Origin of the sequence: Streptomyces sp. NPDC058470 (assembly GCF_042721055.1) — a bacterium.
Classification (GTDB): domain Bacteria; phylum Actinomycetota; class Actinomycetes; order Streptomycetales; family Streptomycetaceae; genus Streptomyces.
In genome coordinates this window covers 1-14,472 of record NZ_JBHXMF010000080.1, presented here as the reverse complement: position 1 = coordinate 14,472, position 14,472 = coordinate 1, and the positions used below count along the sequence as shown (strand labels likewise).

The window sequence follows — 14,472 nt, the reverse complement described above, 5'->3', positions numbered from 1 at the left end:
GGGACGCCGCCTTCGCGTATCCGCGGCCCTTCGGCAGGGGTGCCGTCTTCGCGTATCCGCGGCCCTTCGGCAGGGCGCCGCCTGTGCGTATCAGCGGCCGCGTTCGGGGCGGTGGCGGCTCGGCAGCCGCTCGGCTGATGCCTACTGCGGCTGTGCCGAACTCTCCACGGCGCCCAGTTCCTTGCCCTCCGGGATCGCCTTGCCGTCGGTTCCCACGACCTTGCGATCGCCGAGCGGCTGGTCCAGGTGCACGGGGAGGTCGATCGCCTCGGCGAGCATGATGCATACCTTGCCCGGCTCCGAGGTGCTGGTCACCGTGACCGTCACCGTGTCGGAACTCTCGCTCGCCGACGCCGAGTACTTACTGCACACCCCGCCCCAGAAGCTCACGGTCAGGTCCTTGCCGTCGGCGGTGTAGCCCTCCACCTTGACGTCACCGGTCGTGGGCGCCCCGGTCGGCGAAGGGGTCGGGGTCGGATCCTGCCCGGCCTCCGGCGAGGTCAGATACTGCGGATCGACCGCCGGATGCGTCACCGTGACGACGTCCTCCGTACCCGCGGACCGGACATCGAACAGCCAGGACGGCACCAGCGCCTGCTTCCCGTCCACCGACTGCGCCGCCAGCCCGAACGTGGCCTTCTCGACGGTCGCCGTCGCGGGCGCCGGAGCCACGGTCGATGCCTCGCACGGCACCTCGTTCCGGTCCTTCAGCGGCACGGGACTGGCGCAGCCGCCGATGCCCTTGGGCGCGCCGGCCGATGCCGAGCCGTTCATCAGGTCCAGGGTCTGCTGCGCCGTGATGACGGGGTACGTGTCCCCCTTCACCGGCGCCTTCAATTGGCCGCTGCCACCGATGACCTTGCCCTCGGAACTGACCTGGACACCGGTCGTCCAGCCGTACGTCGGCAACCCGCCGACCACCGGGTCCGCGTTCACCACCCGTACCCGGTCGTCGTTCATGAGCTGAGTCGCGTCCAGCTTCGCGTCGTCCTGGCCGACGGCCTTCAGTACGGGGGCGGCCGCCTTCTTCGCCGCTTCCTCGCTCACCGCCGCCGGGCGCAGACCTGCCAGACCGCTGGACCCGACAGGCCCGCAGGGCTTGTCCTTGACGCAGTTGTCGGTGCCCGGCACATAGGAGCTGTAGGTCCAGGTACCGGGCGCGGCCTTGCTCACCCGCAGATTCGGCTCAGCGGCGTCGTTCGTGACGCCGACCGTCCAGTCGCCCCCGTCCGTCCTCGGGGTGCCCGCCACCCCGAGCGCCTCGGCCAGCCGTGCCACCTCGGCCTGGGTCACCTGGCCCTTCGCGGTGTACACGGGCGCCGAGTCCGGGCCGTCGGCGAGGTCGCCCTCCGCGCGGTAGGTCGTGCCGTACGGGTTGGGCTCACCGGGCGCGATGCCGTTCGGGTCGCCCGTACCGGCCGTGTCGCTCGTACCGCTCTCGGAGTACCCGTCGAGAGCGAGCGCCGGGGGAGTGCCGTCGCTTCCCGGCGTCCCGGAGCCGCTGTTCCCGCCGCCCGACGCGGTCGAGGCGAAGTACGCCCCGCCGCCCCCGACCAGCAGGACGGCGGCCGCGACCGAGGCGACGGCCACCGGGGAATGCCGCCGACGCGGCTTCGTCGTCTCGCCGCCCGTCTCGCCACCCTCGACGGAATCGGTCGCCTCTTTGTCGGGTCGCTCGGTGCTCACCGCATCGCTCCTTAGGCTCCACTGCTGTCCTGACGACCCTGCCCGGTCACGATGGGGCGCCGAAAAAGGGGCGCTGAGGGGTCGTACACCGCATCCCCTTTACGGGGGACAGCGATGGGACGCAGCGGGGGAGCGCACGGTTCCCTGCGGGCGCGGGTTCCGGCCGATTGTCCGGACGGTTTCAGCCCGTCCTTGCCCGCGCGCTCAGTCGCCGTAGTCGGACATCGCGTCCAGCAGCCGGGCCGACGCGGGCGGCACCGTCACGCCGTGGATGTGGGAGGCCGGCACGGGGAGGGCGGTGATCCGGTCGGGTGCCGTCCAGTGCTCGACCATCCGCGCGCAGTCGCCGCGCAGTGAAGCCAGATCGCCTTCGAGGTCTTGCGGAGCGGTGCCGTGGACCTTCAGGTTTGTCATAGCGGCACCGTAGGCACGGTGGCGCTCGCGAAGAAAGATCTACTATCGGGTAGTTTTTGCCGCTTCATTGCGCGCGCGTCGACCGGGTAGCGTGAACTGTCAACGCCAGCCCCTTCACATCCCCTCGCAGGAGCGTGTCCTCGCCGTGCGTATCGCAGTCACCGGATCCATCGCAACCGACCACCTGATGACCTTCCCCGGCCGTTTCGCCGACCAGCTGGTCGCGGACCAGCTGCACACGGTCTCCCTCTCCTTCCTGGTCGACAACCTCGACGTACGCCGGGGAGGGGTCGGCGCGAACATCGCCTTCGGCATGGGCCAGCTCGGCACCAAGCCGATCCTGGTCGGGGCGGCGGGTTCCGACTTCGACGAGTACCGCGCCTGGCTGGACCGGCACGGCGTCGACACCGGCTCCGTCCGCATCTCCGAGGTGCTGCACACCGCGCGCTTCGTCTGTACGACGGACGCCGACCACAACCAGATCGGCTCCTTCTACACGGGCGCGATGAGCGAGGCCCGCCTCATCGAGCTCAAGGCCGTGGCGGATCGCGTCGGCGGCCTCGACCTCGTCCTGATCGGCGCCGACGACCCCGAGGGAATGCTGCGCCACACCGAGGAGTGCCGCTCCCGCTCGATCCCCTTCGCGGCCGACTTCTCGCAGCAGATCGCCCGGATGAGCGGCGACGACATCCGGATCCTGCTGGACGGCGCGACGTACCTCTTCTCGAACGAGTACGAGAAGGGGCTCATCGAGTCCAAGACCGGCTGGAGCGACGAGGAGATCCTCGGCAGGGTCGGCCACCGCGTGACGACCCTCGGCGCGCAGGGCGTGCGCATCGAGCGCGCCGGCGAGGACCCGATCGAGGTCGGCTGCGCGGAGGAGGAGCGCAAGGCCGACCCCACGGGCGTCGGCGACGCCTTCCGCGCGGGCTTCCTCTCCGGCCTGGCCTGGGGCGTCTCCCACGAGCGCGCCGCCCAGGTCGGCTGCATGCTCGCCACCCTGGTCATCGAGACGGTCGGCACGCAGGAGTACCAGCTGCGCCGCACCAACTTCATGGACCGCTTCACCAAGGCGTACGGCCATGAAGCCGCCGCCGAGGTCCAGACCCACCTCGTGTAGCTACGACACCCGGCGGACCACATAGGCACAGCCGTGGTCCGCCGGCTCCTCGCCCACGTACTCCTGCCCCCGCATCTCGCACCACGCCGGAATGTCCAGCCGCGCCGCCTCGTCGTCCGCCAGGACACGGACCGTGCCGCCGACCGGGACATCGCCGATGACCTTGGCCAGCTCGATGACCGGGATCGGGCACCGCCTGCCCAGGGCGTTCACCACGAGCGAGGCGGAGGCGGCCGGCGTCTTCGTCGGCGAGGCGGGTGCGCCCAGCTTCTCCCGTACGGCGGAGACCGCGCCCGGCAGCACGGACAGGAACCGCTCGACGTCCGCCGCCGGGACACCCGGCGGCAGCGACACCCGGACATTGCCCTCGGTCAGCACCCCCATGGCCCTCAGTACGTGGCTGGGCGTCAGCGTGCTGCTCGTGCACGAGGAACCGGAGGAGACCGAGAAACCGGCGCGGTCCAGTTCGTGCAGCAGGGTCTCTCCATCGACATAGAGACAGGAGAAGGTGACGACGCCGGGCAGCCGCCGGTCCGGATCGCCGACCACCTCGACATCCGGGACCAGTTCGGGCACCCGCAGCCGGATCCGGTCCGTCAGTTCCCGCAGCCGCGCGCCTTCCTCGGCCGCCTCGGCGCGCACGGCCCGCAGTGCCGCCGCCGCGGCCACGATCCCGGGAATGTTCTCGAACCCGGCCGCCCGTCCCGACTCCCGCTCGTCCACGGGTCCTTGAGGAGCGAACCGCACCCCCTTGCGTACGACGAGCAGCCCCACGCCCGAAGGGCCGCCCCATTTGTGGGCACTTGCCGTGAGTAGGGACCACTCGCCCTCCACCCGGCCCCACCCCAGCGACTGCGCCGCGTCCACCAGCAGCGGTACGCCCGCCGCCCGGCACTCCTGAGCCACCGCCACCACCGGCTGCTCCGTACCCACCTCGTGGTTGGCGGACTGCAGACAGGCGAGCGCGGTGTCGGGACGCAGGGCCGCGGAGTACGTCGAAGGGGACACCGCGCCCGTGCGAGCGACCGGGACCTGTGTCACCGTCCCGCCCGCCGACTCGTGGACCTCGGCCGAATGGAGCACCGAAGAATGTTCGACCGCTGACACGATCAGGTGGCGTCCGACGCGCCGACGACCGGCCAGCGCGCCCGCGATCCCGGAGTGCACCGCCCGCGTACCCGACGAGGTGAAGACCAGTTCGTCCGGACGGCACCCCACGGCGTCCGCCGCCGCCTCCCGTGCCGCGTCCAGCAGCAACCGGGCCCGCCTTCCCTCCCTGTACAGACGTGCGGGATCCGCCCACCCCTCGTCGAGCGAGGCCTGCAGGGCCTGTCGGGCAACGGGATGGAGAGGAGCGGCGGAAGCAGCATCGAAGTAGGACACACGGCAACGCTAGAGCGTCCCGGCAGAGGAGTGCCCCAAAGGGGCGCGGGGAACGGTGCGATCAGCCACGACGAACGAGCAGCCGCCATACGAGAACCACCTCCCGAGCTACCGGGCGCCCCGAACCCCCGTCAGAAGCAGCCCAGGACAGGGCAACCCACCCTCTTCGCGAAACCCGGCGGCGCGTTGCGGACCCCTCCCCGCGCGACCCCAAATAGCGTCCAGTAGGGTTTGCTCCGCATAAACATCCAAACCCCTGCCCGTGTGCCAGGGCGGCGAGCGACCAGCGAGAAGGCCGTAGCCAACCAGCGCGGGCGAGACTCTCGGGAAGGCGCTACGTGAGTCCCAACGGCTCCGACCTCCCCCGCATCCTGAAGGGCGCGGGCGGTACCCCCACGCCGCGGCGCCCGATGCGGCGGAAGCTGCTGCAGGCAATGACTGCGGGCCTGGTCCTGGCTACCGCTACCGGTTGCACATACAAGGACTTTCCCCGCCTTGGTTTTCCCACCCCGGTTACGGAGGAGGGTCCGCGGATCCTCTCCCTCTGGCAGGGCTCGTGGGCGGCCGCGCTCGCCACGGGCGTGCTGGTCTGGGGCCTGATCCTGTGGAGCGTGTTCTTCCACCGGCGCAGCCGTACCAAGGTCGAAGTTCCTCCGCAGACCCGGTACAACATGCCCATCGAGGCGCTGTACACCGTGGTCCCGCTCATCATCGTGTCGGTGCTGTTCTACTTCACCGCCCGCGACGAGACGAAGCTCCTCAGCCTGGACAAGAAGCCCGACGTCACCATCAACGTCGTGGGCTTCCAGTGGAGCTGGGGCTTCAACTACATCGAGAACGTCGACGGTTCCACCGGCGACGCCGCGACCGACAAGAACCTGGCCGCCATTCCGGACCGGTTCAAGGCGGACTACCCGGCGAACGCCGGCGGTGTCTACGACGTCGGCACGCCGGCCTCGAAGAACCCGCAGACGCTCAACCCCGGTCCGACCCTCTGGCTCCCCGAGGGCAAGACGGTCCGTTTCATCCTCACCTCACGTGACGTCATCCACTCCTTCTGGGTGGTGCCGTTCCTGATGAAGCAGGACGTCATTCCGGGCCACACCAACTCCTTCCAGGTGACCCCCAACGCGGAGGGCACCTACCTGGGCAAGTGCGCCGAACTCTGCGGTGTCGACCACTCCCGGATGCTCTTCAACGTGAAGGTCGTCTCTCCCGAGGCCTACGAGGACCATCTCAAGGAGCTCGCGGAGAAAGGCCAGACGGGTTACATCCCGGCCGGCATCGAGCAGACGGACCCCGAGAAGAACCGGGAGACGAACAACCTGTGAGCATCCTCAACGAACCCCAGGGTGCCGCCGAAGCCGAGGACTCGTACGAGAACGAGTTGCCGCTGCGGCGCAAGGAGCCCGGCAGTGTCGTGATCAAGTGGCTCACCACCACTGACCACAAGACGATCGGGACGATGTACCTGATCACGTCGTTCGCGTTCTTCTGCATCGGCGGCGTCATGGCGCTGCTCATGCGCGCCGAGCTGGCGCGCCCCGGTCTGCAGATCATGTCGAACGAGCAGTTCAACCAGGCGTTCACGATGCACGGCACGATCATGCTGCTGATGTTCGCGACGCCGCTGTTCGCCGGTTTCACGAACTGGATCATGCCGCTGCAGATCGGCGCGCCCGACGTGGCGTTCCCGCGGCTGAACATGTTCGCCTACTGGCTCTACCTGTTCGGCTCGCTCATCGCGGTCGGCGGCTTCCTCACCCCGCAGGGCGCGGCCGACTTCGGCTGGTTCGCCTACAGCCCGCTGTCGGACGCCGTCCGCTCGCCGGGTATCGGCGCCGACATGTGGATCATGGGTCTGGCCTTCTCCGGCTTCGGCACGATCCTCGGTGCGGTCAACTTCATCACCACCATCATCTGCATGCGCGCGCCCGGCATGACGATGTTCCGTATGCCGATCTTCGTGTGGAACGTGCTGCTGACCGCGGTCCTGGTCCTGCTGGCCTTCCCCGTTCTCGCCGCCGCGCTGTTCGCGCTGGAGGCGGATCGGAAATTCGGGGCACATGTCTTCGATGCCGCCAACGGCGGGGCACTGCTGTGGCAACACCTCTTCTGGTTCTTCGGCCATCCAGAGGTGTACATCATCGCGTTGCCATTCTTCGGAATCATTTCCGAAGTGATCCCGGTGTTCTCGCGCAAGCCGATGTTCGGCTACATGGGCCTGATCGGCGCCACCATCGCGATCGCCGGTCTCTCCGTGACCGTGTGGGCGCACCACATGTACGTCACCGGTGGCGTCCTCCTGCCGTTCTTCTCCTTCATGACGTTCCTCATCGCCGTGCCAACAGGCGTGAAGTTCTTCAACTGGATCGGAACGATGTGGAAGGGGTCCTTGTCCTTCGAGACCCCGATGCTCTGGGCGACCGGCTTCCTGATCACCTTCACCTTCGGTGGTCTGACCGGCGTCATCCTGGCCTCGCCGCCGATGGACTTCCACGTCTCGGACTCGTACTTCGTGGTGGCGCACTTCCACTACGTGGTCTTCGGCACCGTCGTCTTCGCGATGTTCTCCGGCTTCCACTTCTGGTGGCCGAAGATGACCGGCAAGATGCTCGACGAGCGCCTTGGCAAGATCACCTTCTGGACGCTGTTCGTGGGCTTCCACGGCACGTTCCTGGTGCAGCACTGGCTGGGCGCGGAGGGCATGCCGCGTCGTTACGCGGACTATCTCGCGGCCGACGGCTTCACCGCGCTGAACACGATCTCGACGATCAGCTCCTTCCTGCTCGGGTTGTCGATACTGCCGTTCCTCTACAACGTGTGGAAGACCGCCAAGTACGGCAAGAAGGTCGAGGTCGACGACCCGTGGGGCTACGGCCGTTCCCTCGAATGGGCCACGTCCTGCCCGCCGCCGAGGCACAACTTCCTCACCCTGCCGCGGATCCGTTCCGAATCCCCGGCGTTCGACCTGCATCACCCTGAGATCGCCGCTCTCGACCAGCTCGAGAACGCCGGTCACGGTGAGAAGGCCCTCGCTGGTGGCAAGGAGGCAGGCAAGTGAAGGTCCAAGGCAAGTTGTTCATCTGGCTGGCCCTCTTCATCCTCGTCATGGCGATCGTCTATGGCGTGTGGTCGAAGGAGCCGGCCGGTACCACGGCTCTCTTCCTGGGCTTCGGCCTGAGCATCATGATCGGCTACTACCTGGCCTTCACGGCCCGGCGGGTCGACGCGCTGGCGCAGGACGACAAGGAGGCCGACGTCGCGGACGAGGCCGGCGAGGTGGGCTTCTTCAGCCCGCACAGCTGGCAGCCGCTCACGCTCGGCATCGGAGGCGCGCTTCTCTTCCTGGGCGTCGTCTTCGGCTGGTGGCTGGCGTACTTCTCGGCCCCGATCCTTCTGATCGGCCTGTGGGGCTGGGTCTTCGAGTACTACCACGGTGAGAACCGCACCCAGTAGCACGCGCTGAACACCCGGGAGCCCGGACACTCCGTCAGGAGAGTCCGGGCTCCCTCATTTGCCACGCCCGGCGTCCCTCGCTCGGGTCACTCGGCGCGCCGTAGTCGACGGTGGTTCATAGCGTGAGCTCATGAACCACTCACCGCGATTCCGCACGGTAGCCAGCTGCACCACGCTGCTGGTCGCCCTCGGCGCGGGCGTCACCGCCTGCGGCTCCGACGGCCACCCGCTCTCGGCCAAGCCGTATGACGCGGCGGGTCAGATCTCCTTCAACGGCCCGGTCGGCGAGAGCCGCAAGGTCGACCCCGACAAACCCCTGGAGATCACCGCCGACGGTGACGACGGGCGGATCACCGACGTGACGGCCACGGACGCGTCGGGCCGGTACGTCGCGGGCGAACTCTCCGCCGACGGCGGCCGCTGGCACAGCACCTCACCGCTGGCCGCGGGCGCCCGCTACACCGTGCGCGTGAGCACGGAGGACGAGGACGGCGCCCCCGGCCGCAAGGTCATCGCCTTCGACACGAGCACCCCCACGACGAAGAAGCGGCTGAACGTCACCTTCGGGCCCGAGGCCGGCACGTACGGCGTCGGCCAGCCCGTCACGGCCGAACTCAGCGTCCCCGTCAAGGACAAGGCCGCCCGCGCGGTCGTCGAGCGCGCCCTCAAGGTCGACTCCAAGCCCGCCGTGGAAGGCGGCTGGCACTGGGTGGACGACAAGACACTGCACTACCGCCCCAAGGAGTACTGGCCCACCCACGCCACCATCCAGGCGCACGGCAACATCGGCGGCATCAAGATCGCCGAGCGCCTCTGGGGCGGCGAGGCGAAGCCCCTGAAACTCACCACCGGCGACCGCCTCATCGCCGTCACGGACGCCTCCGCGCACTCCATGACGGTCTACCGGAACGACAAGGCGATCAACGAGATCCCCGTCACCACCGGCAAGCCCGGCTTCGAGACCCGAAACGGCGTCAAGGTCGTGCTGGGCAAGGAGTACTTCGTACGGATGCGCGGCACCAGCATCGGTATCGCCGAGGGCACCTCGGACTCGTACGACCTGCCCGTGTACTACGCGACACGCGTCACCTGGAGCGGCGAGTACGTGCACGCCGCGCCCTGGTCGACCGGCTCCCAGGGATACGCCAACGTCAGCCACGGCTGCACCGGCATGAGCACGGACAACGCCGCGTGGTTCTACGAGACCGTCCGCGAGGGCGACATCGTCAAGGTCATCAACTCCTACGGCGAGGACATGGACCCGTTCGGCAACGGCTTCGGCGACTGGAACGTCAGCTGGAAGAAGTGGCGCAATGGCAGCGCCCTGGTGGGCGGTGCCCCGGAGGGCCCGAGCGTGCAGGACCGGGCCAGGCTGCGCCCCGAGTCCGTGTGAGACGGGGCGCCCTGGAGCGCGCCGTCAGGGGCACGTGGCTGTGACATATGCGGCTCCGCCGCGTGGGCGCGACCAGCCGGGATGCGGCCCGCAGCCGCCGGACTACGCGGCTGCCCGAGCTCCTAGGCGCCCGCAAGAGCCTTCCTGCGCAGCAGAGAAGCCAGTGTCGCGGCGAACTCCACCGGGTCGACCGGCAAGGTCACCGCGGCGTCCGCACGGCTCCAGGTGGCCAGCCAGGCGTCCTGGGGCCGCCCGATCAGCACAAGGACGGGAGGGCAGTTGAAGATCTCGTCCTTGATCTGGCGGCAGACACCCATTCCACCCATCGGCACGGCCTCGCCGTCCAGCACACAGATGTCGATCCCGCCCTTGTCCAGTTCCTTCAGGACGGCGGCGGGTGTCGCGCACTCGAGGAACTCGACCAGAGGGACATCGGTGGCCGGCCTGCGGCCCGTCGCGAGCCGCACCTGCTCCCGGGTGTTGGAGTCGTCGCTGTAGACCAGCACCGTGGCGGTCGGCTGCATTGTTCCTCCGAGACGTCGGCGTCCTTCAGGCGGGACGGACAGGGTCCGCTGCGCGGATGCTACTCCTCCGAACACCTCGTCAACACCGGTTCGGACAGGGCTTCGATGGGCCATTTGGGCTGGACACACCCCATCAACACTCCGAACGGCACCCCCCGGGGTGAGGGCGGGATAAGCGACCGACATAATGTCGGTCGTGGCGACAGTAACGACAGTAGAAACCGGGCACGCGCACCCGTCGGTCAATCGGCCGAACCTCACCAGCGTCGGAACCATCATCTGGCTGAGTTCCGAGCTGATGTTCTTCGCGGCCCTCTTCGCGATGTACTTCACCCTGCGATCGGTGACCGGGGAGGCCCACTGGAAGACAATGGCCGAGTCGCTGAACGTTCCGTTCTCAGCGACGAACACCACAGTCCTGGTGCTCTCCTCACTCACCTGTCAGCTCGGCGTGTTCGCCGCCGAGCGCGGTGATGTGAAGAAGCTCCGGATGTGGTTCATCGTCACCTTCATCATGGGTGCGATCTTCATCGGCGGTCAGATCTTCGAGTACACCGAGCTGGTCAAGAAGGACGGGCTCTCGCTCTCCTCCGACCCGTACGGCTCGGTGTTCTACCTGACCACCGGCTTCCACGGCCTGCACGTGACAGGAGGTCTGATCGCCTTCCTGTTCGTCCTCGGCCGCACCTACGCGGCCAGGAAGTTCACCCATGAGCAGGCGACCGCCGCCATCGTCGTGTCCTACTACTGGCACTTCGTCGATGTCGTCTGGATCGGCCTTTTCGCCACGATCTACCTGATCAAGTAATCGGGCGAACCGCCCGAAACATCCAGAAGCACCGACGCAGAAGATCCTCACACCGGGGTAATCCGTGAAAAAGCTCTCCGCACGACGACGCCATCCGCTGGCGGCGGTCGTCGTACTACTCCTCGCGCTGGCGGCCACCGGGGGGCTGTACGCCGCGTTCGCACCCGCGAGCCAGGCGCAGGCCGACGAAACCGCCCAGTCTCTTGCCATCGACGAGGGCAAGAAGCTCTACGCCGTGGGCTGCGCAAGCTGCCACGGCACCGGCGGCCAGGGCAGCTCCGACGGTCCGAGCCTGGTGGGCGTGGGCGCAGCCGCCGTCGACTTCCAGGTCGGCACCGGTCGCATGCCGGCCCAGCAGCCGGGCGCGCAGATCCCGAAGAAGAAGGTCATCTACTCGCAGGCCGAGATCGACCAGCTCGCGGCGTACATCGCCTCGCTGGGCGCCGGTCCCTCCGTGCCGACCAAGAACCAGGTCAGCCCCGAGGGCGCGGACATCGCCAAGGGTGGCGAACTCTTCCGTACCAACTGCGCGCAGTGCCACAACTTCACCGGCAAGGGCGGTGCGCTGTCCGAGGGCAAGTTCGCACCGGACCTGGAAGGTGCTTCCCCGAAGCACATCTACGAGGCCATGCAGACCGGCCCGCAGAACATGCCTTCGTTCCCCGACACGACCATGTCGGAGCAGAACAAGAAGGACATCATCGCGTACGTCGACGCGGTCAACGGTGACGACACCGTGGAGCCGGGCGGCCTCAGCCTGGGCGGCCTCGGGCCGGTCAGCGAGGGCCTGTTCGGCTGGATCTTCGGACTCGGCACCCTGATCGCTGTCGCCGTCTGGGTCGCCGCTCGGACCGCAAAGGCCAAGAAGTGATGAGTAGCCAACAATCTCCAGAAGAGAACCTGCCCGCCGAGCGGGCCACCGACGACCATGGACACGGTGCCGTGTCGGTGGCGAACGAGCAGGACCCGTTCGCCGACCCGGGGCTACCGCCCCATGAGCACCGCGTCCAGGACATCGACGAGCGGGCAGCCAAGCGCTCCGAGCGTGTGGTCGCCTTCCTGTTCGTGCTGTCCATGGTGTCCACGGTCGGTTTCATCGCCTCGTACGTGGCGATCCCGGCCGACAGAGGCGTCTACATCTTCCCGATCGGGCACGTCAGCGCGCTCAACTTCGCGCTGGGCATGACGCTCGGCGTCGCACTGTTCTCCATCGGGGCGGGCGCGGTCCACTGGGCCCGCACCCTGATGTCCGACGTGGAGATCGCCGCCGAGCGCCACCCGATCGAGGCGCCGCCGGAGGTCAAGGCCCAGGTCCTGGCCGACTTCAGGCAGGGCGCCAAGGAATCCGCGCTCGGCCGGCGCAAGCTGATCCGCAACACCATGTTCGGCGCGCTGGCCCTGTTCCCGCTCTCCGGCGTCATGCTGCTGCGCGACCTCGGTCCGTTGCCGGGGACCAGCCTCCGCCACACGATGTGGCGCAAGGGTCTGCAGCTCGTCAACGTGAACACGAACGAGCCGCTGCGTCCTTCGGACGTCGTCGTCGGCTCGCTCACCTTCGCCAAGCCCGAGGGCCTGGAGGAGCACGACGAGGACTTCCAGACCCAGATCGCCAAGGCGGCGCTGATGATCGTCCGGCTCCAACCGGACAACATCAAGGACAAGCGGGAACTCGAGTGGTCGCACGAGGGCATCGTGGCCTACTCGAAGATCTGCACCCACGTCGGCTGTCCGATCTCCCTGTACGAGCAGCAGACGCACCACGTCCTCTGCCCGTGCCACCAGTCCACCTTCGACCTCGCCGACGGCGCCCGAGTGATCTTCGGCCCGGCCGGTCACGCCCTGCCTCAGTTGCGCATCGGTGTGAACGCTGAGGGCTACCTCGAGGCGCTCGGCGACTTCGAAGAGCCCGTCGGTCCTGCTTTCTGGGAGCGCGGATGAGTACTGCGAACACCTCCGACCCGGTCGACGCGAACGCGCGGAAGAAGGCACCCGCCGGTGAGCGGGTCGCCGACTGGGCCGACGGCCGGCTGGGCATCTACGGCCTCGCCAAGACCAACATGCGCAAGATCTTCCCGGACCACTGGTCCTTCATGCTGGGTGAGGTCTGCCTCTACAGCTTCATCATCATCATCCTCACGGGTGTGTATCTGACGCTGTTCTTCCACCCGTCGATGAACGAGGTGGTGTACGACGGCAGCTACGTCCCGCTGCAGGGCCAGATGATGTCCGAGGCGTTCAACTCGACCATGCACATCTCCTTCGATGTGCGCGGTGGTCTGCTGATCCGGCAGATCCACCACTGGGCGGCGCTGATCTTCCTCGCCGGCATGTTCGTGCACATGATGCGCGTGTTCTTCACGGGTGCGTTCCGCAAGCCCCGTGAGGTCAACTGGATCTTCGGTTTCCTGCTGTTCGTCCTGGGCATGTTCACCGGCTTCACCGGCTACTCGCTCCCGGACGACCTGCTCTCCGGCACCGGCGTCCGCTTCATGGAGGGCGCGGTCCTGTCCGTGCCGATCGTGGGCACGTACCTCTCGTTCTTCCTCTTCGGTGGCGAGTTCCCGGGCGGCGACTTCGTTGCCCGCTTCTACTCGATCCACGTCCTGCTGCTGCCGGGCATCATGCTCGGCCTGGTGGTCGGCCACTTGATCCTGGTCTTCTACCACAAGCACACGCAGTTCGCGGGTCCCGGAAAGACGAACGACAACGTCGTCGGAATGCCGCTCCTGCCGGTCTACATGGCCAAGGCCGGAGGCTTCTTCTTCCTGGTCTTCGGCGTCATCGCGGCCATCTCGGCGATCGCTTCGATCAACCCGATCTGGACCATGGGCCCCTACCGCCCCGACCAGGTGTCCACCGGCGCCCAGCCCGACTGGTACATGGGCTTCTCCGAGGGTCTGATCCGATTCATGCCGGGCTGGGAGATCAACCTCTGGGGTCACACGCTCGTCCTGGGCGTGTTCATCCCGCTGATCATCTTCCCGCTGGTCCTGGTCGCGATCGCGGTCTATCCGTTCATCGAATCCTGGGTCACCGGCGACAAGCGCGAGCACCACATCCTGGACCGCCCGCGCAACGTCCCGACGCGTACGGCCTTCGGTGTCGCGTGGATCACCTGGTACATGGTCCTGCTGATCGGTGGTGGAAACGACCTCTGGGCCACGCACTTCCACCTGTCGATCAACTCGATCACCTGGTTCGTGCGGATCGCGTTCTTCGTCGCGCCGGTCCTCGCGTTCATCGCCACCAAGCGGATCTGCCTCGGCCTTCAGCGCCGGGACCGGGACAAGGTGCTGCACGGCCGCGAGTCGGGCATCATCAAGCGCCTGCCGCACGGTGAGTTCATCGAGATCCACGAGCCGCTCAGCCAGGAGGCTCTGCACACGCTCACCGCGCACGAGCAGTACCAGCCGGCCGAGATCGGCCCGGGCGTCGACGAGAACGGTGTCGAGCGCAAGGTGAAGGGCGCGCAGAAGCTGCGGGCCAAGCTCAGCAAGGGCTACTACGGGGAGGACAACCAGATCCCCAAGCCCACCGTCGAGGAGTACAAGGAGATCACGAGCGGCCACGGCCACCACTGATCGCCCGAACGATCCTCGCTGATCGCCACGGCTGGAGCCCCGTCCATTGGGCGGGTTCTATTGATCCCCGCAACACCCTGGAGTTCAGGGAGTTGCGGGGATCG

13 protein-coding genes are annotated in these 14,472 nt (G+C 67.7%); 9 read left to right on the top strand and 4 right to left on the bottom strand.

The features are described 5' to 3' along the window. Positions 1 to 141: 141 nt before the first annotated feature. Both ACFWP7_RS38185 and ACFWP7_RS38180 read right to left on the bottom strand, forming a co-directional pair. Positions 142 to 1,686 carry a hypothetical protein gene (locus ACFWP7_RS38185; protein ID WP_384391721.1) on the bottom strand — a complete coding sequence of 515 codons (1,545 nt, stop codon included), beginning with the start codon at positions 1,684 to 1,686 and terminating at the stop codon, positions 142 to 144. A 204-nt stretch (positions 1,687 to 1,890) separates the two neighbouring features. Then, positions 1,891 to 2,100, bottom strand: a complete 210-nt coding sequence (locus tag ACFWP7_RS38180) for a hypothetical protein (RefSeq protein ID WP_384391718.1) — start codon at positions 2,098 to 2,100, stop codon at positions 1,891 to 1,893. A 145-nt stretch (positions 2,101 to 2,245) separates the two neighbouring features. Here ACFWP7_RS38180 and ACFWP7_RS38175 point away from each other — a divergent pair, with 145 nt between their 5' ends. Continuing rightward, entirely contained in the window at positions 2,246 to 3,220 is a 975-nt protein-coding gene (locus tag ACFWP7_RS38175; protein WP_384391715.1) for a carbohydrate kinase family protein, read from the top strand. On the opposite strand, the gene ACFWP7_RS38170 is transcribed toward ACFWP7_RS38175, so the two are convergent. Next, positions 3,221 to 4,603: a cysteine desulfurase/sulfurtransferase TusA family protein gene (locus ACFWP7_RS38170; protein ID WP_384391712.1), complete on the bottom strand. Its 1,383-nt coding sequence runs from the start codon at positions 4,601 to 4,603 to the stop codon at positions 3,221 to 3,223. 338 nt (positions 4,604 to 4,941) lie between these two features. On the opposite strand from ACFWP7_RS38170, the gene coxB reads away from it, so the two are divergent. From coxB to ACFWP7_RS38150, 4 genes are all read left to right on the top strand, one after another. Then, positions 4,942 to 5,934 carry a cytochrome c oxidase subunit II gene (gene coxB / locus ACFWP7_RS38165; protein WP_384391709.1) on the top strand — a complete coding sequence of 331 codons (993 nt, stop codon included), beginning with the start codon at positions 4,942 to 4,944 and terminating at the stop codon, positions 5,932 to 5,934. Then, the gene (ctaD, locus tag ACFWP7_RS38160; RefSeq protein WP_384391706.1) at positions 5,931 to 7,667 is read left to right on the top strand and encodes a cytochrome c oxidase subunit I; all 1,737 of its coding nucleotides are present in this window, start codon (positions 5,931 to 5,933) and stop codon (positions 7,665 to 7,667) included. The genes coxB and ctaD overlap by 4 nt, the downstream gene beginning before the upstream one ends. Continuing rightward, positions 7,664 to 8,062, top strand: coding sequence for a cytochrome c oxidase subunit 4 (locus tag ACFWP7_RS38155; RefSeq protein ID WP_384391703.1), 399 nt, complete (start codon positions 7,664 to 7,666; stop codon positions 8,060 to 8,062). Before ctaD ends, ACFWP7_RS38155 begins: the two co-directional genes overlap by 4 nt. Positions 8,063 to 8,192: 130 nt before the next feature. Further along, entirely contained in the window at positions 8,193 to 9,455 is a 1,263-nt protein-coding gene (locus ACFWP7_RS38150; RefSeq protein WP_384391700.1) for an Ig-like domain-containing protein, read from the top strand. 122 nt (positions 9,456 to 9,577) lie between these two features. Here the strand turns inward: ACFWP7_RS38150 and ACFWP7_RS38145 are convergent, their stop codons facing one another. Continuing rightward, on the bottom strand, positions 9,578 to 9,979 hold the full coding sequence (locus ACFWP7_RS38145; protein ID WP_384391697.1) for a hypothetical protein: 402 nt from the start codon (positions 9,977 to 9,979) through the stop codon (positions 9,578 to 9,580). A gap of 187 nt (positions 9,980 to 10,166) precedes the next feature. Between ACFWP7_RS38145 and ACFWP7_RS38140 the strand changes: the two genes are divergently transcribed. The 4 genes from ACFWP7_RS38140 to ACFWP7_RS38125 all read left to right on the top strand — a co-directional run bounded on the left by ACFWP7_RS38140 (position 10,167) and on the right by ACFWP7_RS38125 (position 14,368). Then, positions 10,167 to 10,787 (top strand): heme-copper oxidase subunit III, encoded by a 621-nt coding sequence (locus tag ACFWP7_RS38140; RefSeq protein ID WP_384391694.1) that lies wholly within the window; start codon positions 10,167 to 10,169, stop codon positions 10,785 to 10,787. Between the two features lie 64 nt (positions 10,788 to 10,851). Continuing rightward, positions 10,852 to 11,658 carry a c-type cytochrome gene (locus ACFWP7_RS38135; protein WP_384391691.1) on the top strand — a complete coding sequence of 269 codons (807 nt, stop codon included), beginning with the start codon at positions 10,852 to 10,854 and terminating at the stop codon, positions 11,656 to 11,658. Continuing rightward, complete coding sequence (locus tag ACFWP7_RS38130) at positions 11,658 to 12,725, top strand: Rieske 2Fe-2S domain-containing protein (RefSeq protein WP_384391689.1); 1,068 nt, start codon at positions 11,658 to 11,660, stop codon at positions 12,723 to 12,725. Before ACFWP7_RS38135 ends, ACFWP7_RS38130 begins: the two co-directional genes overlap by 1 nt. Beyond that, on the top strand, positions 12,722 to 14,368 hold the full coding sequence (locus tag ACFWP7_RS38125) for a cytochrome bc complex cytochrome b subunit (protein WP_384391686.1): 1,647 nt from the start codon (positions 12,722 to 12,724) through the stop codon (positions 14,366 to 14,368). Before ACFWP7_RS38130 ends, ACFWP7_RS38125 begins: the two co-directional genes overlap by 4 nt. Positions 14,369 to 14,472 lie beyond the last annotated feature (104 nt).

What these genes read in the sequence shown, in the direction of transcription:
- ACFWP7_RS38140 (WP_384391694.1), top strand. Translation starts at nt 10,167, where the DNA reads ATGTCGGTCGTGGCGACAGTAACGACAGTAGAAACCGGGCACGCGCAC.
- ACFWP7_RS38150 (WP_384391700.1), top strand. Translation starts at nt 8,193, where the DNA reads ATGAACCACTCACCGCGATTCCGCACGGTAGCCAGCTGCACCACGCTG.
- ACFWP7_RS38145 (WP_384391697.1), bottom strand. Translation starts at nt 9,979, where the DNA reads ATGCAGCCGACCGCCACGGTGCTGGTCTACAGCGACGACTCCAACACC.
- ACFWP7_RS38130 (WP_384391689.1), top strand. Translation starts at nt 11,658, where the DNA reads ATGAGTAGCCAACAATCTCCAGAAGAGAACCTGCCCGCCGAGCGGGCC.
- ACFWP7_RS38125 (WP_384391686.1), top strand. Translation starts at nt 12,722, where the DNA reads ATGAGTACTGCGAACACCTCCGACCCGGTCGACGCGAACGCGCGGAAG.
- ACFWP7_RS38180 (WP_384391718.1), bottom strand. Translation starts at nt 2,100, where the DNA reads ATGACAAACCTGAAGGTCCACGGCACCGCTCCGCAAGACCTCGAAGGC.